Origin of the sequence: Streptomyces sp. NPDC015661, from assembly GCF_043077765.1 — a bacterium.
Taxonomy (GTDB): Bacteria; Actinomycetota; Actinomycetes; order Streptomycetales; family Streptomycetaceae; genus Streptomyces.
On the sequence record NZ_JBIBST010000005.1, the window covers coordinates 94,187 to 118,431 of the forward strand.

Below are 24,245 nucleotides of genomic sequence, written 5' to 3' on the forward strand. Positions count from 1 at the left end.
ACGTACGGCGTACGTAACTACGATGGGGAGCGAGGTGATGATCCATGGCGGGCCGAGCGGCCGAACCGGAAGTGATCTGGGCGCGGCCCGAGCGCGCGGGCCGCGGCCCGAAACCGGCCTACAGCCGGCGGGACATCGTGGCCGCGGCCGTCCGCATCGCCGACGCCGACGGCATCGACGCGGTCTCCATGCGCCGCGTCGCCGCCGAACTCGGCTGCGGCACCATGTCGCTCTACAACTACGTCCCCCGCAAGGAGGACCTGTACGAGCTGATGGTCGACGCGGTCAGCGGCGAGTACGAGCTCCCGGAGGAGCCCAGCGGCGACTGGCGCGCCGACATGACCGCGATCGCCCACCAGAGCCGCGCCATCATGTACCGGCACCCCTGGCTCGCCAGGGTGATGACCACCGCCTACGGCTTCAGCCCCAACGCCCTGCGCTTCCTGGAGTGGTGCCTCGGCTGCCTCGCCCCCCTGGAACAGCCCGCCGGGCTCAAGATGCAGCTGATCGCCATGGTCAACGGCACGGTCATGGCGACCGTCGCCAACGAGCAGGCCATCGCCGAACGGGCCCGCGGACTGCCCTGGTCCGAGGCGGAGGAGCAGGCGGTGCGCGGCGCCTACCTCATGGGGCAGGTGGCGAGCGGCCGGTACCCGCAGCTCGCCGCACTGCTCGCCGAGGCCCCCGCGGCCCCCGTCGACGCGGACGAGATCTTCGCGATGACCATCGCCCGGCTCCTCGACTCCTTCGACCCGCCGGTCGCCGGAGCGCCCGTCACAGGAGCATGAACTGGCCCTCCGGACCCTCCTCCTGATGGTCCAGCACGGAGGCGGGGCGGCGGGACCAGGGCGGCGCGGGAAGGATCCCGGCCGCGTCGAGCTCCGCCCTCCCGACGCCTCCGGCGGGCAGCGCCGCGCGCTCCGGCTCCCGCGCACCGAGGAGCGCGAGCACCGTGACCAGCTCAAGGAGTTCCGAGGTCCACTCCTGTGGCCAGGCGGCCGGTCCGATCGCCTCCAGGGAACCGGGCTCCGCCGGGGCCGTCCGGTGCGCGAACCACTGCTCCAGGACCCGCACCCCGCCGACCCGGTACTCCCAGGCCTCCGCCGGCACCGGGGAGATCAGACCCCCGCCGACGTCGAGCGCCTCGGCCTCGGAGTCGTACGTCATCGTCGCCGGCCGCGCCGGGACCGCCGCCCGCACATAGGGCCGCCGCCCGCCCGGCAGCCGGGGCCTCGTCCCGCTCAGGGCGCCGCGCAGCTGCACATCGGCGAGCTCCCGGCCCAGCGCCACGCCCGCCGCCCACACCTCCGGGTCCGCGGTGAGCGGGACACGGCAGCCGGCGGGGGAGGGGAAGGCCGCGGCCGCCGTCCACGCCAGCCAGTCATGGGCGTCGACCTCGCACCCGTACCGCCTCCCGAGGAAGTCCAGGAGGCCGGGCGCGAGATTGGGCTCCCGGCCGCCGGGGCGCCGGAACAGCGGCCGGATGCGGCCCGGACGGCCCGCGGGGGAGCGGCCCTCCGGCAGCGCCGCCGTCACCAGGAGCGCGGGTCCCGCCGCCCCCGGCACCCACCCCTGTTCGACGGCGAACAACTGCGGCTCCCCGGCGACCCGCCACAGCTCCGGGCGGGCGGTGTCGATCAGCCGGTGGTCCGGCAGCAGCCACTGCTCGTCGAACGGCCCCTGTGCCACCCGCACCGGCTCCGGGCACGGCCCCGACTCGCGCGCGAACCGCGTGGTGCCGGTCCGCTGCCCGGGCAGCGCGCCCACCGCGCTCGCCTGGGTCCGCGCCCGGCTCGGCCGGAACAGCGCCTCCCGCTCGGGACCCTCGGCGGCCACGATCCGGTCCCAGCGGGTCCGCAGGGTGCGGGCGTCGGGGGCGACGATCCAGGACCGCCCGAACCGCAGCGGGGCCACGGACCACGGCATCAGCTCGTCGAGGAGGGGTGCGTCGTCGACAGCTCCGGGGGCTTCCGTCACGCCCCGCATGCTAACGACAGCCTTCAGTGCGCTTCCACCGTGACCGTGAAGGAGAAGCGGTCGCCGCGGTAGCGGATGCGGGCCACGTCGACGACCCGGCCGTCCTCGTCGTACGTCACGCCGGTGTAGTGGAGGATCGGGGAGAGCAGCGGGACCTGGAGCAGCCCCGCCGTCTCCGGGTCCGCGAGACGGGCCTCGACCGTGTCCGTGATGCGGCTGATCCGCACCCCGACCACGTCCCGCAGCACCTTCGTCATCGGCCAGCGCTCCAGGTCGGCCGGGTCGATCGCCGCGGCGAGCTCGGGCCGCACCGCGTTCTCCGCCCAGTTCGTGGGCTCGCCGCTCTCCCCGTCGCAGCGCAGCCGGCGGTACGCCACGACCTCAGGCACGTCGGGGAAGTACTCCGCGAGCTCCCCGGGCACCGGCTCCGTGCCGTGCCCGAGGACCGTCGTCCGCTCGCCCGACTGCTGGGCCACGATCGCGTCGATCGAGCCGAGCAGCCGGCGCGGGGTGGACCGCCGCGCGCCCGGCTCGATGAACGTGCCGCGCCGCCGGTGCCGGCTGATCAGGCCCTCCTCCTCCAGTTCCTTGAGGGCCTGGCGCATGGTCAGCACGCTCACGCCGTAGTGGGCGGCGAGCTGCTCCTCGGTGGGCAGCCGCAGCGAGGCGTCGGGCGTGCGGCCCAGTATCGAGGCGCGCAGCGACTGCGAGACCTGATACCAGAGCGGCAGCTTGCGGTTCAGGACCAGCGAGTCGGGAGCGAAGGCGGTCACGGGTTCTCCGTACGAAGGCTACGGGCTTACGGCCGAGACACTACGGCCGGAAGTGGCGCTCAAGACCCTGCCATACGTCGTCGTATGCCTTCTGCAGGTGGTCGGCGGTCGCGGCCTGCGGGGTCGCGGTCACCGGCCAGCGCGTCTCGAACATGAAGGCAAGGCCGTCGTCGATCTTCTGCGGCTTCAGCTCGGCGGCGCTCGCCCTGTCGAAGGTCTCCCGGTCGGGGCCGTGCGCGGACATCATGTTGTGCAGCGAGCCGCCGCCCGGCACGAAGCCCTCCGCCTTGGCGTCGTACGCGCCCTCGATGAGGCCCATGTACTCGCTCATCACGTTCCGGTGGAAGTACGGCGGGCGGAAGGTGTCCTCGCCGACCAGCCAGCGCGGCGCGAAGACGACGAAGTCGACGCCCGCGAGCCCCGGGGTGTCGGAGGGCGAGGTGAGGACCGTGAAGATCGACGGGTCCGGGTGGTCGTACGAGATGGTGCCGATGACGTTGAAACGACGCAGGTCGTAGACGTACGGGGTGTGGTTGCCGTGCCAGGCGACGACGTCGAGCGGCGAGTGGCCGTACGTCGCCGACCAGAGGTTGCCGCAGTACTTGTTGACCACCTCGACCGGGCCCTCGACGTCCTCGTAGGCGGCGACCGGGGCCCGGAAGTCACGCGCGTTGGCGAGACCGTTGGCGCCGATCGGGCCGAGGTCCGGGAGCTGGAAGGGGGCGCCGTAGTTCTCGCAGACGTAGCCGCGGGCCGTCTCGTCCAGGAGCTCGACGCGGAAGCGGACGCCGCGCGGGATCAGCGCCACCTCGCCCGGGTGGGCGGCGAGCAGGCCCAGCTCGGTGCGGAGGAGGAGGCCGCCGCGCTCCGGGACGATCAGCAGCTCGCCGTCGGCGTCGCCGAAGACCCGCTCCATGGAGGCGTTGGCGTGGTAGAGGTGCACGGCCATGCCGGTCCGCTGGGTCGCGTCGCCGTTGCCGCCGAGCGTCCACAGGCCGGCCAGCCAGTCGGTGCCGGGGGCGGGCTCGGGCAGCGGGTTCCAGCGCAGCCGGTTGGGGTCGGGCACGGTCTCGGTGAAGGGCGAGCCGACGAGGGCGCCGTTGTCGATCCGGGTGAACGGCGGATGCGCGGCCGAGGGGCGGATCCGGTAGAGCCAGGAGCGGCGGTTGTGGGACCGCGGCTCGGTGAAGGCGCTGCCGCTGAGCTGCTCGGCGTAGAGGCCGAGGGGGGCGCGCTGCGGCGAGTTACGGCCGTCCGGCAGTGCGCCGGGGACCGCCTCCGAGCTGTGCTCGTTGCCGAAACCGGTGCTGTAGGTGAGCGCCTCGGCCGTCTTCCTGGCCTGCTCCGTGGTCATCGACCGCTCCTGTCCTGAGCCCGCAAGGGAATCCTATGGATGACCGTAGGATTCCGCGCGCCCTACGTCAACGGGGCATCGGCCCCGGCCGGCCTTTTGGTCCGTGCACGAGGGGTCCAAAAAGGTGAACATTCCTCTACTCTCACGCGCATGTCGTGGACCTCGTGGACCCGAAGATTCGTCTCCGTGCTCTCGGTCGTGCTCGTGGCGCTCGCCGCGGCCCTGTTCACCGCTCCTCTCGCCCAGGCCCACGAGGAACGGCCCGTCACCCTCCCCGACGGAACCGGCACCGTGCCGACACTCCGCACCGGCGAACCCGACCTCCTCGTCTGCAAGACCGACCGGGCCGACTTCGCACGCCGGATCTCCGGCTTCCCGACCGCCCTCAAGGCCCGCAACCTCGCCCTCTTCGCGCGCTGCGCCACAAGCGGTTACCGCCACCTCCAGCAGGCCGTCGACGCCGTCGACCGCCCCGGCATGACCATCGCGATCCTCCCCGGCCTCTACGAGGAGGAGCCCTCCCTGCCGTCGCCCACCGGCGCCTGCGCCACCCTCAAGGCCCCCAAGTCCGCACTCGGCTACCAGATCCTCAGCTACGCCCAGCAGCGGCGGTGCCCGCACAACCAGAACCTCGTCGCGATCCTCGGCAAGAAGAACCTCCAGATCGAAGGCACCGGCGCCTCCCGCCTCGACGTCGTCGTCGACGCCAAGTACCAGAAGCTCAACGCCATCCGAGCCGACGGCTCCGACGGCGTCTACTTCCGCAACTTCACCGCCCAGCGCACCACCTTCAACTCCCTCTACATCCTCGCCGCCGACGGCTTCGTCATCGACGACGTCCTCACCCGCTGGAACGACGAGTACGGCTTCCTGACCTTCGCCTCCGACCACGGCCTCTACAAGAACTGCGAGTCCTACGGGAACGGCGACTCCGGCATCTACCCCGGCTCGGCCTCGAACATCAACGACGGCCGCGGCTACGACGTCCCCCGCTACTCCATCGAGATCACCGGCTGCCGCAGCCACCACAACATGGTCGGCTACTCCGGCACCGCCGGCGACTCCGTCTACGTCCACGACAACGAGCTCGACCACAACATGGGCGGCGCCTCCATGGACTCCGCCTTCCCCGGCCACCCCGGACTCCCGCAGAACCACGCCCGCTTCGAACGCAACCTCATCCACGACAACAACCAGAACTACTACCCGTACGTCGCCGACGGCACCTGCGCCAAGCCGCCCGTCGACCGCGGCTACGAACAGGGCGTCGTCTGCCCCCAGATCTCCATGCCGCCCGGCACCGGCATCATCACCGCGGGCGGCAACTGGAACCTCTACGAGAACAACTGGGTCTACGGCCACCAGCGCGCCGCCTTCTTCCTCAGCGCCGTCCCCGCCTTCATCCGCGGCGAGTCCGCCTGGGGCAAGCAGACCGACACCTCCCACCACAACCGCTACGCCGGCAACCACCTCGGCGTCGACAAGGCCAGCCACGCCCGCCCCAACCGCACCGACGTCTGGTGGGACGGCCAGGGCGACGGCAACTGCTGGCAGTCCGACGCCGGCGCCGCCACCCCCGGCGCCCCGCCCGCCTGCGGAGCCCGCCGCGGCGAGGTCTCCGGCAACACCGACCGGCTCGTCGGCGAACCCGTCAAACTCGCCCAGCTCCTCGTCTGCGCCGACTACAACGTCCAGGCCCGCCGCCTCCCGGCCGGCTGCGACTGGTACGGCGCCCGGGGCCTCCAGCGCGTCGAGACCCAGCTCGCCCTCGGCACCGCCCTCGTCCTCGCCCTCGTCGGCGGCGCCCTCTGGTGGCGCCGACTGCGCGGCAACCGCCTCGCCGGCGCGGCCACCCTCCTCGGCCTCCTGGGCCTCGCCCTCGACGTCGCCGCCTCCACCCTCGCCCTCACGCCCACCTCCCTCCCCGCCGTCGCGCTCCTCCTCATGGGCGCCTGGTGGACCCTCATCGGCCTCGCCCTGCGCCCCACCCGTCCCGTCCTCGCCTGGACCACGGTGGCCCTCGGCGCCCTCACCCTGCTCGACGCCTTCGACAAGGCGGTCCTCATGGTCCCGGGCATCCCCGTGAGCCCCGCCTGGCTCCGCCTCCTGCTCGGCGTCGTCTGGGTGCTGTGGGCAGTCATCGCATCCGGCCCCCGCCCGGCCAACCCCGCCCGCACCGCCCGCGCCGGCCGCACCGACCGCACCACCGACCCTTCGGCCGAGCCCCCGACCGACAGCCCGGAAGCGGTGACGACATGAGCCCGCGACGGGCCACCACCTCTCGGGCCACCACCTCTCGGGCCACCACCTCTCGGGCCGCCTCCCTTCCGGCCATGAGCTCTCCGGCCACAACCCCTCCGGCCGCCTCCCTTCCGGCCACCGGCCGTCAGGTGACGGCCCGCCGCGCGGGTCCGGGCCCGGTCGCGACCGGCCTGCCAGGCCCGCGCCTGGTCGCCGCCCGCTTGGTGGCCCTGGGCCCGGTCGGCTCCCGCCTGGCTGCCCCGCGCCCGTCCGCCACCGGCTTGGTGGCCCTGGGCCCGGTCGGCTCCCGCCTGGCTGCCCCGCGCCCGTCCGCCACCGGCTTGGTGGCCCTGGGCCCGGTCGGCTCCCGCCTGGCTGCCTCGCGCCCGTCCGCCACCCGCCTGGCGACCCCGGGCCCGGTCGCCGCCCGCCTGGCTGCTCCGCGCCAGCCCGTCGCCCGCCTCGCCGCCACCCGCCTCGCCGTCGCCCCTCTGGTCGCCGCCGTGACCGCCGCCGTGCTGCTCCTCGCCGGTTGCGGCGGGCGGGCCACCACCCACCACAAGCCCGGCACCAGCCACCAGGAGGCCACCGGCAGCAGCGGCACCCTGCTCCCCGCCCGGGACGAGGGGGGACACCGGCTCCGTGAACTCCCCGCGGCGGACGCGCCCACCGTCAGGGCCGAGGCACGCCCCGACTCCGAGGGCGGCTGGAACGTCCACCTCACGGTGGAGAGGTTCCGCTTCACCCCGGAGAGCACCGGCGGCGCGGCCCTCCCGGGCCGGGGCCACGCCCGCCTCCTCGTCGACGGCCGGGAGACCTCCCGCCTCTACGGCCCCTGGGGCTACGTGCCGCCCGGCGCCCACACCCTGACCGTCCGGCTCCACGCGGACGACCACACCGTCTGGGCCGTCGCCGGCGCCCCCGTCCAGGCCACGGTCCGCCTCGACGGAACACCCGCCGCCACCTCCCCTCCCGCTTCCGCGCCGTCGAGCCCCCGGCCCGCCGACCCCGGCCGGACCGTCACGCTCACCATCACCGGAACGACCGTCGAGCCACCTCCCTCCCGCATCGAGTTGAAGAAGGGCGAGCGCCTCACCCTCCGTGTCACCAGCGACCGCGCCGACACCCTCCACGTGCACGGCTACGACCGCGAACTCCCCCTCCCTCCCGGCACACCCGCGACCCTCACCCTCACCGCGGACCGCACCGGACTCTTCGAGGTCGAGACCCACGAGTCCGGACTCGTGCTGACCCAACTCGTCGTCCGATGACCACCCCTCCCACGGCCCAGGCCCCCGCCGGTCAGCTCGGGTTCACGCTCGCCCACGGCGTGGGCTCCCGGCACGACCTCCCCCTCTCTCCCTTCTACGCCTACGCCGGCGCCTTCACCGCCCTGCTCGTCTCCTTCCTCGCCCTCGGACTGCTCTGGTCCTCCTCCCGCTTCCGCGGCGACCTCTCCGGTCGCCCGCTCCCCGCCGCCCTCCAGCAGGTGGCCGACGCCCCGGCCACCCGAACCGCCCTCCGCCTCCTCGGCGCCGCCATCGCCCTGCTCTTCCTCCTCCACCTCCTCCTCGGCCCCGACGACCCCGACCGCAATCCCGCGCCCGGCGCCCTCTACGTCCTTCTCTGGGTCGGACTCGTCCCCGCCTCCCTCCTCCTCGGCCCCGTCTGGCGCCTCCTCAACCCCCTGCGGGCCCTCCACTCCCTCCGCCCGCCCGGGAACCCCCGTCCGCTGCCCGCCTCCCTCGGCATCCGGCCCGCCGCCGCGGGACTCCTCCTCTTCACCTGGCTGGAGCTCGTCGCCCCCGACAACGCCTCCACCACCACCCTCCTGATCGCCCTCGCCGCCCACACCGCCGTCCAACTCCTGGGCGCCGCCCGCCACGGCGACCGGTGGTTCGCCCACGCCGACCCCTTCGAGGTCTACTCCTCCCTTCTCGCCCGGCTCTCACCCCTCGGCCGCCGCGCCGACGGCCGCCTCGTCCTGCGCTCCCCCTTCCACGGCCTCGACTCCACCCCTCAGACCCCCGGCCTCGTCGCCACCGTCTGCGTCCTCCTCGGCTCCACCGCCTACGACGGCCTCTCCGACAACCCCCGCTGGATCACCACCCTCCAGACCTCCGCCCTCGGCCCCGTCCCCACCGCCACACTCGGCCTCCTCGCCGCCGTCGCCCTCGCCGCCGCCTGCTACGGCCTCTGCGCCGGCGCCCTGCGTCTGATGAACCCCGGACTCACCACTCCGCTCACCTCCTTCGCCCACTCGCTCCTGCCCATCGCCCTCGGCTATCTCGTGGCGCACTACTTCTCGCTTTTCGTGACCGAAGGACCACGTACAGTCATCATGGCAGCGGGCACTGACAACGCCCCCTCGCCCGCTCCACCACTGGGTCCCGGGGGCCTCGCCACTCTCCAGGTCGCCGCGATCGTCACCGGTCACGTCCTCGGTGTCGTCGCCGCGCACGACCGGTCCGTGCGCCTCTTCCCGCCCGCCCGGGCCGTCGCCGGCCAACTCCCGCTGTTCGTGCTGATGATCGCGTACACCCTCGGCGGCATCGGCCTGCTGATCGCCTGATCGCCTCCACCGGACCGGAGCGGCATCATGGACCCCGTGCCCCAGACCCACCGCCGAACCCAGCCGGCCCTCCGTCGTGCCCCCGTGCAGCAGCGGAGCGCCGAGCGGCTGGCCCGGATCCTCGACGCCTGTGCCGTACTCCTCGACGAGACCGGGTACGAGCAGTTGAGCACCCGCGCCGTCGCCGCCCGCGCCGGTGTCCCCATCGGCTCCGTCTACCGCTTCTTCGGCAACAAGCGGGCGATGGTCGCCGCCCTCGCCCACCGGAACCTCGACCGGTACGCCGAGCGGGTCTCGGACCGCCTCGCCGGGGCGCCGATCCTCGACGCGCACCGCGCCATCGACGGTGTCCTCGACGAGTTCATCGAGATGAAGCGGACCGTCCCGGGCTTCGCGCTCGTCGACTTCGGCGTGCCCGCCGCCGCCCCCGGAGAAGCCGCGGCGGACGGCCCGGCCGAGGCCGTCGTCGAGGACCCCAACCGGCTCGTCGCCGAACGGCTCTGCGCGCTCCTCGCCACCCATCTGGGCCGCACCGCCGACGAGGACCTGCACCGGAAGGTCCTCGTCGGCGTCGAGACCGCCGACGCCCTCGTCCGGCTCGCGTTCCGCGCGGACCCCGCCGGAGACCCGGCGCTCGTCGCCGAGACGCGGTGCCTGCTCCACGCCTATCTGGCGCCCTCGCTCTCGTGACCTTCCGCAGGCCCCTCCCGCCCGTGCCTACCGGTCGGTAGGCTCGGCGTCACCCGACGCACCCAGGGAGACGCCATGCCCACCGCCCTGCGCATCTGCCCCCTCTGTGAAGCGACCTGCGGACTCACCCTGACCCTCGACGGAAGCCGCGTCACCGGGGCGCGCGGTGACCGCGACGACGTCTTCAGCAAGGGGTTCATCTGCCCCAAAGGGGCCTCCTTCCCCGAGATAGACGCCGACCCCGACCGGCTGCGCACCCCGCTGGTCCGCAAGGACGGCAGACTCCAGGAGGCCACCTGGGCCGAGGCGTTCGACACCATCGCCGCCCGAATCCGTCCGCTCGTCGAGGAGTACGGGCCGGACTCGGTGGGTATCGTCCTGGGCAACCCCAACGCGCACACCATCGCCGGCGCCCTCTACCCGCCCCTGCTGATCGGCGCGTTGCGCACCAGGAACCTCTTCACCGCGTCGACGCTCGACCAGATGCCCAAGCACGTCTCCAGCGGACTCCTCTTCGGGGACCCCTTCGCCGTCCCCGTGCCGGACCTGGACCGCACCGACCACCTGCTGATCCTCGGAGCCAACCCGCTGGACTCCAACGGCAGCCTGTGCACCGCCCCCGACTTCCCGGGCAGGCTCAAGGCGCTGCGCCGGCGCGGCGGCACCCTCACCGTGGTCGACCCCCGGCGCACCCGCACCGCCCGCCTCGCCGACCGGCACGTCGCGATCCGCCCCGGCGCCGACGCGCTGCTCCTCGCCGCCCTCGTCCACACCCTCTACGACGAGGAGCTCACCGACCTCGGCCCGCTCGCCGCCCATGTGGAGGGCGTCGAGGAGGTACGGGCCGCGGTGCGGGAGTTCAGCCCCGAGGCGGTCGCCGCCGCCTGCGACGTGGACGCGGACACCATCCGTGCCCTCGCCCGGGAGCTCGCCGCCGCGCCCAGCGCCGCCGTGTACGGGCGGATGGGCAGCTCCACCGTGGCGTACGGCAGCCTCGCCAACTGGCTCGTCGACGTCCTCAACGTCCTCACCGGGAACCTCGACCGGCCCGGCGGCGCGCTCTTCCCGCTCTCCGCCACCGCGCCCGCCCCGCGTCCCGCCGGCCCCGGCAGGGGCTTCCCCCTCGGCCGCCGGCACAGCAGGGTCTCGCACCATCCCGAGGCCAAGGGCGAGCTGCCGCTCGTCGCCCTCGCCGAGGAGATCGAGACGCCGGGGGAGGGGCGCATCCGCGCCCTGATCACCGTCGCCGCCAACCCCGTCCTCTCCGCGCCCGACGGGGACCGCCTCGACGCGGCCCTCGGCTCCCTCGACCTGATGGTCGCCGTCGACCCGTACCTCAACGAGACCACCCGCCACGCCGACGTCCTGCTGCCCCCGCCGCCGCCCTCGCGGAGCGCCCACTTCGACTTCGCCTTCAACGCCTTCGCCGTCCGCGACCAGGCCCGCTACACGCCTGCGGCCGTTCCCCTCGAAGCGGACCGCATGGACGAGTGCGAGATCCACGCCCGGCTGATCCTCGCCGTCTCGGGGATGCACGGCGCCCCACCGTCCGCCGTCGACGACCTCGCCGTGGACACCACCCTCGCCAAGGCCGTGACGCAGGAGCACTCGCCGGCGTACGGCGCGGATCCCAAGGAGTTCGCCGCCCGGCTCACCGGGGCCACCGGGGCCGAGCGTCGACTCGACCTGATGCTGCGGCTCGGCCCGTACGGCCTCACCCTCGACGAGCTGAAGGCGCACCCCCACGGCATCGACCTCGGGCCCCTGAAGCCGCGCCTGCCGGCGCTCCTCAAGACCCGCAGCGGACGGATCGAACTGTTCCCGGAGCCCCTCGCCGCCGACCTGCCCCGGCTGCGTGCCGCCCTCGACGCCGTACCGGAGCCGGGGACCCTCCAGCTCGTCGGGCGCAGGCACCTGCGCTCCAACAACAGCTGGCTGCACAACACGCCGGCCCTGGGCGGCGGTTCGAACCGCTGCACCCTCCAGGTGCACCCCGAGGACGCGGAGCGGCTCCGGCTGGCCGACGGCGGGCTCGCCCGGATCAAGGGGGAGGGCGGTGAGCTGGAGGTGCCGGTGGAGGTGACCGACGGCGTGCGGCCGGGGGTCGTGAGCCTCCCGCACGGCTGGGGTCACGACCGGCCGGGCACCCGGCTCGCCGTCGCGTCCGCGCGTCCCGGCGTCAACGTCAACCAGCTGCTCGACGGGTCCCGGATCGACCCCCTGTCCGGGACCGCCGTCCTGAACGGTTTCCCGGTCGAGGTGTCGCCCCTGTAGCCCGGCTTTGAGCACCACCACCGCCGTGACCTGGGGTTTTGCTCGTATTGCTCACGCGTCAACATCTTGTTAACGGCAGAAGAGGGCACCTACCGTCATCCGCACCGCCGCTCGGCGGCAGTTCAAGGGTGAACGTGAGGTGTCCTCCATGCTGACCGTCCTCGGCTTCGCCATGATCGCGACCTTCCTGGTTCTGATCATGCTGAAAAAGATGTCGCCGATCGCGGCGCTCGTTTTGATTCCCGCGCTGTTCTGCGTCGCGGTCGGGCAGGGGGCCCAGCTCGGCGACTACGTCATCGAAGGCGTCGGCAAGCTGGCGCCGACCGCCGCGATGCTGATGTTCGCGATCGTCTACTTCGGCGTCATGATCGATGTCGGCCTCTTCGACCCGATCGTCCGGGGCATCCTGCGCTTCTGCAAGGCAGACCCCGTACGGGTCGTCGTGGGTACGGCGGTGCTCGCCGCGATCGTCTCCCTGGACGGCGACGGCTCCACCACGTTCATGATCACCGTCTCGGCGATGTATCCGCTCTACAAGCGGCTCAAGATGAGCCTGGTGGTCATGACGGGTGTCGCGGCCACGGCCAACGGCGTCATGAACACCCTCCCGTGGGGCGGCCCCACCGCCCGCGCCGCGACCGCGCTCAAGCTGGACGCCGGCGACATCTTCGTGCCGATGATCCCCGCGCTCGGCGTGGGCCTGCTCTTCGTCTTCGCCCTGGCGTACGTGCTGGGTCGCCGTGAGCGCAAGCGCATCGGCTACCTGACCCTCGACGAGGCCCTGGCCCCGGAGACCGACGCGGTGCTGGTCACGGCGGGCGGCGGCACGGGCGACAGCAAGAGCAAGAGCAAGAGCAAGAGCAACGGCCAGGCCGGGGGCGCGGCGGCGACGGGTGCCGCGGGCGGCACGGGTACGGGCGTCGGCGTCGGCGCCGGTGAGGGATTCCAGGGGCTCGACCCGAACCGTACGACGCTCCGGCCCAAGCTGTACTGGTTCAACGCCGGGCTCACGATCGCGCTGCTCACCGCGATGATCCTCGAACTGCTGCCGATCCCGGTGCTGTTCCTCCTCGGTGCCGCGCTCGCGCTCACCGTCAACTACCCGAAGATGGCCGAGCAGAAGGAGCGCATCGCTGCCCACGCGGACAACGTCCTCAACGTCACCGGCATGGTCTTCGCCGCCGCCGTCTTCACCGGGGTCCTCACCGGAACGGGCATGGTCAAGCACATGGCCGACTGGCTCGTCGGCGCCATCCCCGAGGGCATGGGCCCGCACATGGCCCTGGTCACCGGTGTGCTGAGCATTCCGCTCACCTACTTCATGTCGAACGACGGCTTCTACTTCGGCGTGCTGCCGGTCCTCGCCGAAGCGGGTGCGGCGCACGGCGTGTCGCCCCTGGAGATCGCCCGGGCCTCGCTGGTCGGCCAGGCCCTGCACATGTCGAGCCCGCTGGTGCCCGCCGTGTACGTGCTCGTCGGCATGGCGAAGGTGGAGTTCGGCGACCACACCAGGTTCACGGTGAAGTGGGCCGCGCTGACCTCGCTGGTCGTGCTCGCGGCCGGGATCCTCTTCGGAATCATCTGACCTGGTCCGGCGCACTCCCGGCCGCTCGTGGCCGGGAGTGCGCCGGACGGGTGGAAGACGGAGGGTGGCGACGCGTCGCCACCCTCCGTGTCCATGTCGTGACGGATAGTCGGATTATCGCACTAGGCGTCCGATGAGTTCACGACTGGAGGACTTTCCTCATGACGACACCCCCCACCCGCACCCTGCTCCGCGCCACGCTCGCCACCATGGCGCTCAGCGCCGTCACCCTCGGGGGTGCACAGGCGGCCTTCGCCGCGCCCGGCGACGACGGCGACGTCAAGGTCCACCAGTCGACGACGGCCGACACCAGCCCGGTCAACGAGCCCCGCGTCGACTGCCCCTTCCGCCTCGCCGCCCTCAACTTCGACGGCCTCCCGAGCATCGACTACGCCATCTACCCGCAGCCCGGCCCGCCCGGGAACAACCAGGGCAACCCGCTGCGGTCCGGGACCGTGGTCCTCAACACCAACGGTGACGGGGCCGCGGGACCGATCTCCCTGCCGATCGGCATGTACAAGGTCGAGTGGACCTGGGAGGGCAAGCTCGGCGCACCGAAGTCGAAGGTCTTCAACGTCATCAGCAACTGCCAGAACAACGGCAACGGTGGCAACGGCAATGGCGGCAACGGCAACGGAGGCAACGGCAACGGCGGCAACGGCAACGGCGGAAACGGCGGCCACGGCGGCCACGGTCACGGCAAGCCCCCGCACGGCCCGGTCGGCGCGGGCGGCGGCGGCAGCGCGCAGCTCGCCGCCGAGGACTCCTCCGCCTTCGGCGTCGGGGCGGCCGTCGCCGCCGGCCTCGCCGGCACGGCCGGACTGGTCCTGATCCGCCGCTCGCGCCGCCGCGGCAATGGCGCCGCGTAGGTCCCGCTTCACCCGCAGGCAGCGGCGCCTGCTCCGGCTCGCCAGGACCGTGGTCGTGACCACCGTCCTGGTGACCGGGGGCGTCTGGTGGGCCGGTGACGAGGAACCGGCCGCCCCGCCGCTCGCCGCAGGCCCCGCCGCTTCCGGCCGGGCGACGACGGCGGCCGGAGCACCCGCCGCCCTGGACCACAAGGCGAAGACCAGGGCACTGCCCAAGGCCACGCCCACGCCGCGGCCGGCACCCCCGCCCGCGCCGCTGGCCCGCTCGCGCCCCGTCACCGTCGCCGTCCCGGCCATCACCATCGAGGCCCCCGTGATCGAACTCGGCCTCGACGCCTCCGGCCGGCTCGGCACACCGCCCGTCGACGACCCCCGTGTCGTCGGCTGGTACGCCAAGGGGCCCGCCCCCGGCGAGCGCGGGACCGCCGTCGTCGTCGGCCACCGCGACACCCGCACCGGGCCCGCCGTCTTCCTCAACCTCAACTCGCTCAGCCCCGGCAACACCGTCCGGGTCGCCCGCGCCGACGGCAAGGTCGCCGTCTTCACGGTCGACCGGGTCCGGACGTTCGCCAAGAGCGACTTCCCCGACAAGGAGGTGTACGGAGACACCGGGCGGCCCGAACTCCGGCTGCTCACCTGTGGTGGGACCTTCGACCGAGGCAAGGGCTACGAGGCGAACATCGTCGTCTTCGCCCACCTGACCGAGATCGCCCAGAAGATCTGACCACCACCACGAACCCACGCCCCGGCCGACGGAATCCAGCCGCTCCGTCGGCCGGGGCGTGTCGGGGTCAGACCGCCCCGGGCGCGCCGTCCGTCCCTCTCACCCCGCGGGCCCACGCCACCCGGCGCGCGCCCGCCGGATACGGAAGTGCCTCCGCCAGAGCGGTCGCCCGGTCGAAGCCGGCCGCCGACTCCCGTTCCCGGCCGAGTGCCGCGAGCGCGGCGGCGTGCGCCGTACGGGCCTCCGTCTCCGCGAGCCGTTCCCCGGCCCGCTCCGCGCGCTCCACCTCGGCTCCCGCCGTCTCGGCGGCCTCCGCGGCCCGGCCGCACGCGAGGAGGGCCCAGGCCGTCAGATGCGCGGCACCGGTCTCCCGGCAGTCCGCGAGCAGCCGCAGCGCCTCCTCGGGCCTGCCCTCCCGTACGGCCAGTTCGGCGCGCGCCGACCGCACCTCGTACCCGGCCTGGTGGTCCCCCTGGGCCCGGGCCGTCCGCTCGGCCGGATCGAGGAGTTCCCCACCGCCCGGCTCGGCCGCCCGCATCCGCACCCGGGCGAGCGCCACCAGGGCGTACGGCGCGCACCACCCGGCGTGCGAACCGGTGTCCCGCACCGCCGTCTCGGCCAGCTCCCGCGCCTCCGCCACCTCCTCCACGAGAAGGTGGAGCTCCGCGAGGTTCGCCCGCTCGAAGACCGTCGCCGTCGGATCGCCCGAGCGCTCGGCCAGCGCGAGCGCCCGGCGGCCGGTGTCGATCGCCTCCCGCAGCCGCCCCGCCCGGCGGGCCGTCTCGCGCAGTACCGAGAGCACCGAGGCGAGCAGCTGCGGGTCGCCGTACGCCTCGGCGTGCGGCAGCGCCCGGTCCGCGACCGGCCCCGCCTGCCCGAAGCGGCCCGCGAGGCCCAGCGAGGTCGCCTGCGCCGCGAGCGCCCTGGCGAGCAGCCCGCGCCGCTCCGGTCCCGTCACCGCCTGCGCCGCGTCCTCCGCGGCCCGCGCGGCGACGACACCCTCCTCGTACCGGCCCGCGACGAAGCACAGCACCCCGCGGGAGAGATGGTGGGCGCTCGCCACCGCCGCCGGTGTGTCCGGAGCGGGCGGGCAGGAGTCGAGCAGCCGGAAGCCGTCCTCCGTGCCCCGCGTCTTCGGCATGAGCTCCGCGAGCCGCGCCGCCGCCAGGACACGGCCGTCCGCGTCCCCGCGCCGGCCCAGTTCCTCCAGCGCCTCGCCGAGCAGCCGCGCCGCCTCGTCGAAGCGGCCGAGCCGGCGCAGGACGGCGCTGCGGTCGATCCGTGCCCGGGCCGAGTCGGCGGCCAGCGCGTCGAGCCGGTCGGTGAGTTCGGCGTAGTAGCGGTCGGCCGTGTCGTTGGCGTAGAGCGCCGCCGCCCGCTCGGCGGCCTGCCGCAGATAGCCGGTGGCGCGCGGGTCGTCCGCCCGGGTCAGATGGGCGGCCAGCGTGTCCACGGCCTCCGGGCGGCGGCGGAGCACCGCCTCCGCGTACGCCGAGTGCAGCAGCCGGCGGCGGGCCGCCGACAGGCCCTCGTAGCAGGTGAGCCTCACCAGCGGATGCCGGAAGGCGAGTCCGGCGACCGGCCGGCCCTCGGAGACCACCTGCCGCTCCTCGACCACCGAGGCGGCGACGGCCGCCTCCACGGCCTCCGTGGCCTCGGCCGCCGAGAGCCGCGGATGCCCGCCGCGCCGGGCCACGTCGAGGACCTCGGTGAGGGCCGCGTCCTGACCGGCGACCGCGACCGCGTCGACCACCCGGCGGGCCCCGGGGCCGAGCCGGCCGAGGCGCTCGGCCACCAGCTGGCGCACTCCCTCGGGGGCGCCTGCCCGGCCGTCGCCGTCCCGGACCGCACGCGCCAGTTCGAGCGCGAACAGCGGGTTGCCGAGGGACAGTTCCCACACCCGCTCGGGGGCGGGGCTTCCGGTGCCCAGCGCGTCGGCCGTCAGGGCCAGACAGGCCTCGCGGGAGAGCCGGGGCAGTTCGACCGCGCCCGCCAGCGACTGGCGGACCAGCAGGTCGAGCACCTGGCGACGAGGGTCGGTGGCGGGAAGTTCCTCCGGGCGGACAGTGGCGAGAAATCGCCAAGCCCTTCCGGACTCCCTGGCCCGGCGGGCAAGATGGCCGAGGAGCTGGAACGAGCCCGCGTCCCCCGCGTGGAGGTCGTCCAGCACCACCATGACGGGCCGCTCCGCCGCCAGTTCACCGAGCAGCCCCGCCGTCGCCCGGAACAGCCGGTCCCGCTCCTCCTCGGGACTGCGCCCACCCCCGGCGGGCACCCGCCCCAAGGACGGCAGGAGTGCCGCCAGTTCGGGATACTCCGCCCCCGTCCTGGCCCGCTCGGCCGTCGGCCGGCCGGCAAGCCAGCCGTCCAGCGCCTCGGCGAACGGTCCGTACGGCGTGTGCCCCTCCGCGTCGTGCCCCGCGCCCCACAGCACGACCGTCCCCTCGGCGGCCGCCCGGCGGGCCACCTCCCCGGCCAGCCGTGTCTTGCCGAGCCCGGCCTCCCCGGTGAGCAGGAGTACGGGCGGGGAGCCGGCGGCGAGCAGTCGGGCGAGGAGCTCGTCCCGGCCGCGCAGCGGAGTGCCGGGCGGCCGGCGCACCACGGCCGGCAGCGTGGGCCCCACCGACCGGGAGGCCGGCGGGGTGGTGGCGAGGGCGGCCCGGTGCAGCCGCTCGGTCTCCGGTCCCGGCCGCACGCCGAACTCCGCGTCCAGCGCCTCCCGGCACAGGTGGTACTGGGCGACCGCCCGCCGGCGCAGCCCCTGCCGGACGTACGCCTCGATCAGCAGCCGGTGCGCCTCCTCCTCGGCGGGGGCCGCCACCAGGACCTGCTCGGCCGCCGCCACCGCCTCCTCGGGGCAGTCGGCCGCCAGATGGGCGGCGGCGAGGGCGACCAGGGTGCGTTCCCGCAGGGCGGTCAGCCGCTCGCGGCGGGCCTCCGCCCAGGGCGCGTACCGGTCCTCGGGCAGCAGATCGCCCGTGAACGCCTCCACGGCGGCCGCGAGTCCGGCGCGCCCGCCGTGGGCGAGCGCCGCCTCCGCCAGGGCCTCGGCCTCGTCGGCGTCGATCCGTACCGTCCGCGGATCGAGGCGCAGCAGCGCGCCCTCGCCCGTCAGATAGGAGGAGGCCGCCCGGGGCGCCAGCTCGGGTTCGATCGCCCGGCGGGCCGCGTGGAGCGCCACCCGCAGACTGCCGAGCGCGGCCTGCGGATCCGCGTCCGGCCAGCAGATCTCCAGCGCCTGCTCACGGTGGAGACTGTGCCCGGGGGAGACCGCGAGCAGCTTCACCAGCGTCCGGGCGCTCGGGCGCGGCCACCGCTCGGCGAGCGGCGGCCCGCCGTCCCGGTCCACCCGGAACCCGCCGAGGAGGTGCACCCGCAGCACCGGAGGTGCGCCCGGTGGTGCGTCCGCTGGTATGTCTGCGCTCATGAGGGCGCCCACTGTAATGGGTGCCCCGTGCACCGGAATGGGGCGGTCCAGGGGAAGCCGGGGACCCCCGGCCGGTGGTCCGGACGGGGGTCTCGGGGCAGTACGCGGGTTACTGGGCGGTCAGGCGGCCCGTCACCATGCCGTGCATCGCGTCGTCCTGGAGCAGATAGCGTCCGCCGGACAGCTCGATCGTCCGGTCGAAGCCGGTGTCGTCCTTGCCGAGTCCGACGAACTCGTCCACGCCGTCGCCGTCGAGGTCGGCGACGACCAGGTTCTGCGTCGCGTACCCGCCCAGCTTGGTGAGGTGGTTCGGGTAGTTCTGGCCGCCGGTGAGCACCGCCGGGTCCCACACGTAGGCCGCGCCCTCGGTGCCGCCGACGATCAGCCGCCGGCCGCCGGGGCCGGTCGCGAACTCCGCCCGGTGCAGGGTCGGCAGGGTGTAGATCCCGTACTCCTGGCCGTCCTTGGCGAAGGTGTGCAGCGAGGCGGTGCCGGCGAGGATCAGGCCCTCGTCGCCGGTGAACCAGTTGCCGAGCGTCCAGGCGCCGCCGCCGGTGCCGGTGCGCACCACCTTGCCCGTGCGGAGGTCGCGGAACTCGAAGTAGGTGGTCCAGAAGGCGCCCTCCCGCACGATCCAGGAGTACACGACCGCGTGCCCGTCGGCGTACGGGATGCCGGGCGAGGCGTACACCCCGTGGAAGAGCTGCGCCGCGTAGATCTTCGTGTCCGGGTCGCCGGTCCACGTCGGGTCCGCCGACCAGAGGACCTTGCCCGTACGGGCGTCGAGCGCCGTCCCGCCGACCACGGCGGTCCCGTCGTTCACGCCGCGCGTCTGGTACGAGCCGAGGACCTTGCCCTCGGCGACGGCGACGGCGAGGTCGGAGAAGGCCAGGCCGGGCGCGGGCGTGTACTCCCAGAGCGCGTGCCCGTCGCCGGCGTAGGCGCGCACCGCGTCGGTCGGCACGAGGATCTCGTCGTCGCCGTCCCCGTCGAGGTCCCCGACCGTCACGGAGCGGACGAACTGGCCCTTGCCGTCGATCGTCCTGCGGACCCGGCCGGTGCCGGAGTCGACGACCACCGTCGCCGTGTCGGCCGCGACGACGAGCTCGTCACGCCGGCCGTCGCCGTCGGTGTCGGCGATGCGGATGTCGCCCTGCACGGAACCCGGCAGGGTCGTCTGCCACAGCAGGCGGGGCTTCCCGGAGGCGAGGGAGGGGCCGTCGTAGGCCCACAGGCCCTGGGACTGGCCGCCGACGATCACGTCCTTGCGTCCGTCGCCGTTCACATCGGCGGCGAGGCCGGTGGTCAGGTTCGCCTGGAGGGGGGTGACGGAGGTCTGCCGCCCGCTGCCGAGTCCGTACGAGCGGATGTTCTGCTCGCTGTCGACGGTCCGGACCCGCCACTCGTCGCCCTCGCGGTACGGCTGGGCGTAGATCGGGGAGGCGTCCGCGCCCTTGTGCTGCCAGCGCACCTCCCCGTCCCGGCCGTTCAGCGCGGCCAGGGTGCCGAAGCGGGTGCCGCCCGGGTTCGCGGCGGTCTCCTTGCCCTCGGTGGTGAAGTACGAGGCGAGGACCTTGCCGTCGACGATCTTCAGGCCGAGCGCGGAGTCGCCGTCCTTGGCGTTGTCCGCACCGCGCTTCACGGTGCGGGACCACAGCTCGGCCGCGTCGCCGCCGTCCAGGGCGCGGACGGTCGCGGTGTTGACGTACAGGTACTCGTCGAGCGTCGACTCGCTGATCGCGTACTCCGGCGCCTCGTCCCCGCGCAGCTGGCCGATCCGCAACCCGATCCCGAGCGCGTTGACGCGGGTGTCGAGGACGGTGCGGGTGCCGTCGGCCGGGTCGTAGGCGGCGAGTTCGTACCGCACGCCGTCCCGGTAGTCCGCCTGCTCCAGGGCGACCAGACGCCCGCGGGCCGGGTCGTGGGCGAGCTGGCGGGAGTACAGGTCGTTGTCCGTCTGCCAGATCACCGAGCCGTCGGCCGTGTCGAGGACCATGGTGCGGCCCGTGGCGGGGGCCGTCGCCGTCTTCTTCACGTACCAGGAGACCGCGACGCGTCCGCCCCCGAGGGGGAGGGTGGAACCCCAACGGCCGTTGCGCTGAGCCGTCTCGTAGCTCCAGGTCGCCGAGGGGGAGAGCTTCCCGTCGGCGTACGAGAAGCGGAAGGCACGGAGGGCGGCGGTGGCGTCCTTCGCGGAGTTGAGGTTGGTCGAGGGCTGGTCGCCGACGAGCAGGGTGCCGTCGACGAGCGTGACCTGCTGGGCGTCGGCGAAGAGCTTCGACCACAGCGTCCGGCCGGTGGCCCCGTCGAGGACGGTGACGAAGGTGCCCGTGGTGAGCGTCGAGCCGGGGGAGGTGAAGGGGCGGTACGGGCTCGTGCCTACGTCGGCGGTGAAGACGACGTCCGCGACGCCGTCGCCGGTGAGGTCGCCCTGCGCCCAGCCCCGGTCGGAGCTGTCCGCGAAGGGGCTGTTGGCGTGGAAGCCGGTGGTGATCCGCGCCGGGTACGGCTCGGTCTGCCAGGGCCGGATGTTGGTGACCTGCCAGTCGGCGTAGAGCGAGGCGTTGTCCCGCTTCCAGACCGTGCGGCCGTCCGCGGGGAGCCGGGTGACGGTGCCGAGGCTGTGCACGGCGAGGAAGTCGCCGTGCCCGCCGTCGAGCTGGGCGGTGTCCGCCAGGCCCCGGTACGTCTCCAGGGCGGAGGCCTGGGTGACGCTCACGCCGGAGGCGGAACCGTCCTCGGCCGCCCCCGCGAGGGAGCCGGTGGACGGCTCGTTCTGCGGGGTGACGTCCAGGGGCCCCGGGGCCTCGGCGCGCTGCTCCAGGGCGTCGGCCTGGGCGTCGGTGAGGATGCGCGCGCCGTCGGGGGCGACGGGTTCGCCGACCGCGTGGGCGGCGGTCGCGGGGAGCGCGGTGAGGGCGAGGCCCGCCGCGACGAGGGCGGAGGCGAGGCGCACGCCGCGCCGGGAACGGTGGGTCATCACGCCGCCTTCGGGAAGATGCGGAGGGCCGAACGGTCCTTCAGGACCGCTTCGTTGAAGGAGTACTGCAGGGCGTCCGTCCCGGCCTGGTTCTCGATGCCGACGGTCGCGGAGCCGCCTGCCTCCAGGGCGTCGGCGCCGATCGACTGGTACTGGAGGACGATCGCGCCGGTCGCCTCCTCGAAGACGGCCTCGAAGGTGACGCGCTTGGTGGTGTCGGCGGCGAGGGCCGCGTTCTCCCAGAGGATCGTGAACCTGCGCTGTCCGGCGGTGCCGCTGGTCCCGGTCCTGACCGCCGACTTGGCGTCCAGGGTCAGGTCGTCCCAGTACGCGGCGAGGATGCCGTTCGGCTGGCCGGGGGAGGGCAGCGCGGTGTTGGCGTAGTCGCCGAGCCGCGGGGCCAGGAAGTTGACCAGGCCGTTGGTGGTGACGCTCGCCTGGTTGTACGTGACGCCGTAGAAGGAGACGGGGAACGGCAGGGCGATCGTCTTCGCGTTCTCGTCGCCGGAGAGCGCGAGCTTCGTCGACGCGGTGGTCCAGGCGTACGAGGCGGGCAGGCAGCCGTTGCCGGACGCGTCGGTACGGGCGGGCAGCGCGGCCGTCACGTTCTCGTCGCCGTCCACCGTGAGGACGGTCGTGGAGACGCCGTTGCACAGGACGGGCGCGGCCGGGGTCGCGGTGAGGGTGAAGGAGCCCTCGGCGACGGCCGGGAAGCGGAAGGCGCCGGAGGCGTCGGTGACGACCGGGGCGAGCGGCGCGTCCGTGAAGCGGACGGTGGCGCCCTTCAGGGGCTTTCCGGTGACGTCGAGGACGGTGCCGGTGACGGCGTGCGCGGGCACGGCCTCCAGGGCGAGGTCGTGGGAGAGGGCTTGGCCGGTGGCGACGGTGAGGCCGTTCTCGGTGAGGTCCCGGTATCCGTAGCCGCCGGCGGTGAGGGTGTACGTGCCGGCGGGGAGCGTCAGCCGGTAGGCGCCGGCCGCGTCGGTGGTCACCGTGCGCCGGGTCCCCTCGGTGGAGCCGGAGGCCGCGGCGGCCGTGACGGTGACTCCGGCGAGCGGGGAGCCGGAGGCGCGGTCGGTGACCGTGCCGGTGACGGTGGCCGCGGTGTGCGGGGCGCGGTCCACGGCGGCGAGGATGTCCAGCTTGCCCTCGCCCCACACGTTGTTGGCGGCCGCGGTGCCGCCGCAGTGGGTGTCGTCGACGTCACGGGCGGAGCCGTTCAGGGCGGCCCGGGTGGCGTCGATGTCGCCGATGAGGGAGGGCGCAGAGGACCAGAGCAGGGCGACGGCGCCGGCGACGTGCGGGGTCGCCATCGACGTACCGGAGATCGCCCGGTAGAGGCCGCCCGGCCAGGAGGAACGGACGTCGACGCCCGGGGCCGAGATGTTGGGCTTCATCGAGCCGTCGACGACGGAGGGACCGAAGCCGGAGAAGGAGGCGATCTTCCCGTTCACGTCGTAGGCGCCGACGCCGTAGGCCGGGGCCTGGGCGCCGGGGGCCTCGGTGGTGGAGCAGCTGACGCCGTTGCCGGAGTTGCCGGCCGCGAAGGCCTCGAAGATCCCGGCGGCGTTCCAGGAGGTGATGATGTCCTGGTAGAAGGTGGTGTTCCCGCCGCCCCAGGAGTTGTTGACGATGTCCGGGGCGAGGTCGGGGCGCGGGTTCTGACCGTTCCGGTCGGTCGGCGCGAGGATCCACTGGCCCGACTTCAGGAGCGCGGAGTCGGAGCAGCTGCGGGCCTCGCAGCCCTTGGCCGCGATCCACTTCGCCCCGGGGGCGACGCCGATGCCGCCCGCGCCGGCGATGGTGCCCATGGTGTGGGTGCCGTGGCCGTTGTTGTCGCAGGGCGTGCCGCCGGTGCACTGGCCGGTCGGGTCGTACCAGTTGTAGTCGTGGCTGAAGGTGCCGTCGCCGAGGTTGCCCCGGTAGTTGCCCTTCAGGGCGGGGTGGTCGAACTGCACGCCCGAGTCGACGTTCGCGACGACGATGCCCTCGCCGCGGTTGTCGTACTGCGACCAGACCTGGTCGGCCTTGATGTCCTTGACGCCCCACTCGGGGGTCACGGCCTCCTCGGCGGCCGTGGAGCTCTGCTCGACGGCGTCGAGGGCGTAGTGCCGCTCCTGACGGAGGGCCGCCACGTCGGGGCGGGCGGAGAGCTGCTCGACGAGGGCCTTGCCGCCGGTGACCTTGACGGCGTTGGCGATCCAGTACGACTCGTAGCCGACCTTGGCCCGGTCGAGGAAGCGGGTGAGGGAGGCCTGGCTGCGGCCGGCCTCGGCGCGCAGGGTCTCGAAGGCCGTCCGGGCCTTGTTCTCGTGACCGCGCTGGGCGCGGGCCCGGGAGAGGTCGGCGCGCTCGGCGAGGACCACGAAGAACGTCGCCTCGCCGCCCGCGTCGACGGTCGCGGTGACACCGGGGTCGACGGTGGCGTGGGGTGACGGCGCGGAGGCCGGTGCCGCGGTCGCGGTCGCGGCGGGCGCCGCGAGCAGGGCCGCGGCGGTGGCGGCGGCCGCGGCCCAGGCGGTGGTTCCGCGCCGGAGGGGTGACCGGAGCGGTGAGCGGGGCGGGTGCATGTGGGTGGCTCCTCCATCGCTGGTACGGGGGAAGCCGGCGCCCCTCCGTCCCGGGGCCTCGGGGGAAGGTCCTGGTGGGTGATGGGGCGGGCTTGGTCGGGGACGCTAGGACCGGGGCGTTACTGGGGAATTACTGGCCCGGCCCGCACCCCCGCCGCCCGCTGCGGCCTGCGCTTCCGCGCCCCGTTGCGGGCGCTGGTCCCGCCGGG

General features: G+C 74.0%; 15 protein-coding genes. 9 read left to right on the plus strand and 6 right to left on the minus strand.

The window, feature by feature from the left end; translation table 11 throughout:
- The first annotated feature begins 44 nt into the window (after positions 1-44).
- The gene (locus tag ACF07V_RS15025) at positions 45-788 is read left to right on the plus strand and encodes a TetR/AcrR family transcriptional regulator (RefSeq protein ID WP_392154343.1); all 744 of its coding nucleotides are present in this window, start codon (positions 45-47) and stop codon (positions 786-788) included.
- Here ACF07V_RS15025 and ACF07V_RS15030 read toward each other — a convergent pair.
- From ACF07V_RS15030 to hmgA, 3 genes are read right to left on the minus strand one after another with little or no spacing between them, the layout of a single operon-like run.
- Positions 775-1,986 carry a type ISP restriction/modification enzyme gene (locus ACF07V_RS15030; protein ID WP_392154345.1) on the minus strand — a complete coding sequence of 404 codons (1,212 nt, stop codon included), beginning with the start codon at positions 1,984-1,986 and terminating at the stop codon, positions 775-777. The two genes, ACF07V_RS15025 and ACF07V_RS15030, sit on opposite strands and share 14 nt — an antisense overlap.
- Before the next feature lie 14 nt (positions 1,987-2,000).
- Positions 2,001-2,750 (minus strand): GntR family transcriptional regulator, encoded by a 750-nt coding sequence (locus tag ACF07V_RS15035; RefSeq protein WP_392154346.1) that lies wholly within the window; start codon positions 2,748-2,750, stop codon positions 2,001-2,003.
- 40 nt (positions 2,751-2,790) lie between these two features.
- Positions 2,791-4,104, minus strand: a complete 1,314-nt coding sequence (gene hmgA, locus ACF07V_RS15040) for a homogentisate 1,2-dioxygenase (RefSeq protein WP_392154348.1) — start codon at positions 4,102-4,104, stop codon at positions 2,791-2,793.
- 150 nt (positions 4,105-4,254) lie between these two features.
- Between hmgA and ACF07V_RS15045 the strand changes: the two genes are divergently transcribed.
- The 8 genes from ACF07V_RS15045 (at position 4,255) to ACF07V_RS15080 (ending at position 15,059) form a co-directional block, all read left to right on the plus strand.
- Positions 4,255-6,363: a right-handed parallel beta-helix repeat-containing protein gene (locus tag ACF07V_RS15045; protein WP_392154350.1), complete on the plus strand. Its 2,109-nt coding sequence runs from the start codon at positions 4,255-4,257 to the stop codon at positions 6,361-6,363.
- Positions 6,364-6,437: 74 nt separating this feature from the next.
- Entirely contained in the window at positions 6,438-7,616 is a 1,179-nt protein-coding gene (locus ACF07V_RS15050) for a hypothetical protein (RefSeq protein ID WP_392154351.1), read from the plus strand.
- Positions 7,613-8,917 (plus strand): hypothetical protein, encoded by a 1,305-nt coding sequence (locus tag ACF07V_RS15055; protein ID WP_392154353.1) that lies wholly within the window; start codon positions 7,613-7,615, stop codon positions 8,915-8,917. Before ACF07V_RS15050 ends, ACF07V_RS15055 begins: the two co-directional genes overlap by 4 nt.
- A gap of 27 nt (positions 8,918-8,944) precedes the next feature.
- A complete protein-coding gene (locus tag ACF07V_RS15060; RefSeq protein WP_392154355.1) occupies positions 8,945-9,607 on the plus strand; it encodes a TetR/AcrR family transcriptional regulator in 663 nt (220 codons plus the stop codon).
- 75 nt (positions 9,608-9,682) lie between these two features.
- Positions 9,683-11,881 (plus strand): molybdopterin-dependent oxidoreductase, encoded by a 2,199-nt coding sequence (locus ACF07V_RS15065; protein WP_392154356.1) that lies wholly within the window; start codon positions 9,683-9,685, stop codon positions 11,879-11,881.
- 148 nt (positions 11,882-12,029) lie between these two features.
- Positions 12,030-13,466, plus strand: a complete 1,437-nt coding sequence (locus ACF07V_RS15070; protein WP_392154357.1) for a CitMHS family transporter — start codon at positions 12,030-12,032, stop codon at positions 13,464-13,466.
- A gap of 161 nt (positions 13,467-13,627) precedes the next feature.
- Positions 13,628-14,335, plus strand: a complete 708-nt coding sequence (locus tag ACF07V_RS15075) for a hypothetical protein (RefSeq protein WP_392154359.1) — start codon at positions 13,628-13,630, stop codon at positions 14,333-14,335.
- Positions 14,322-15,059, plus strand: a complete 738-nt coding sequence (locus tag ACF07V_RS15080; protein WP_392154360.1) for a class F sortase — start codon at positions 14,322-14,324, stop codon at positions 15,057-15,059. The genes ACF07V_RS15075 and ACF07V_RS15080 overlap by 14 nt, the downstream gene beginning before the upstream one ends.
- Before the next feature lie 67 nt (positions 15,060-15,126).
- Here ACF07V_RS15080 and ACF07V_RS15085 read toward each other — a convergent pair whose 3' ends face one another.
- From ACF07V_RS15085 to ACF07V_RS15095, 3 genes are all read right to left on the minus strand, one after another.
- Complete coding sequence (locus tag ACF07V_RS15085) at positions 15,127-18,486, minus strand: ATP-binding protein (protein WP_392154362.1); 3,360 nt, start codon at positions 18,484-18,486, stop codon at positions 15,127-15,129.
- A 109-nt stretch (positions 18,487-18,595) separates the two neighbouring features.
- Positions 18,596-21,466, minus strand: a complete 2,871-nt coding sequence (locus ACF07V_RS15090; protein ID WP_392154364.1) for an FG-GAP-like repeat-containing protein — start codon at positions 21,464-21,466, stop codon at positions 18,596-18,598.
- On the minus strand, positions 21,466-24,036 hold the full coding sequence (locus ACF07V_RS15095; RefSeq protein ID WP_392154366.1) for a S8 family serine peptidase: 2,571 nt from the start codon (positions 24,034-24,036) through the stop codon (positions 21,466-21,468). Before ACF07V_RS15095 ends, ACF07V_RS15090 begins: the two co-directional genes overlap by 1 nt.
- Positions 24,037-24,245 lie beyond the last annotated feature (209 nt).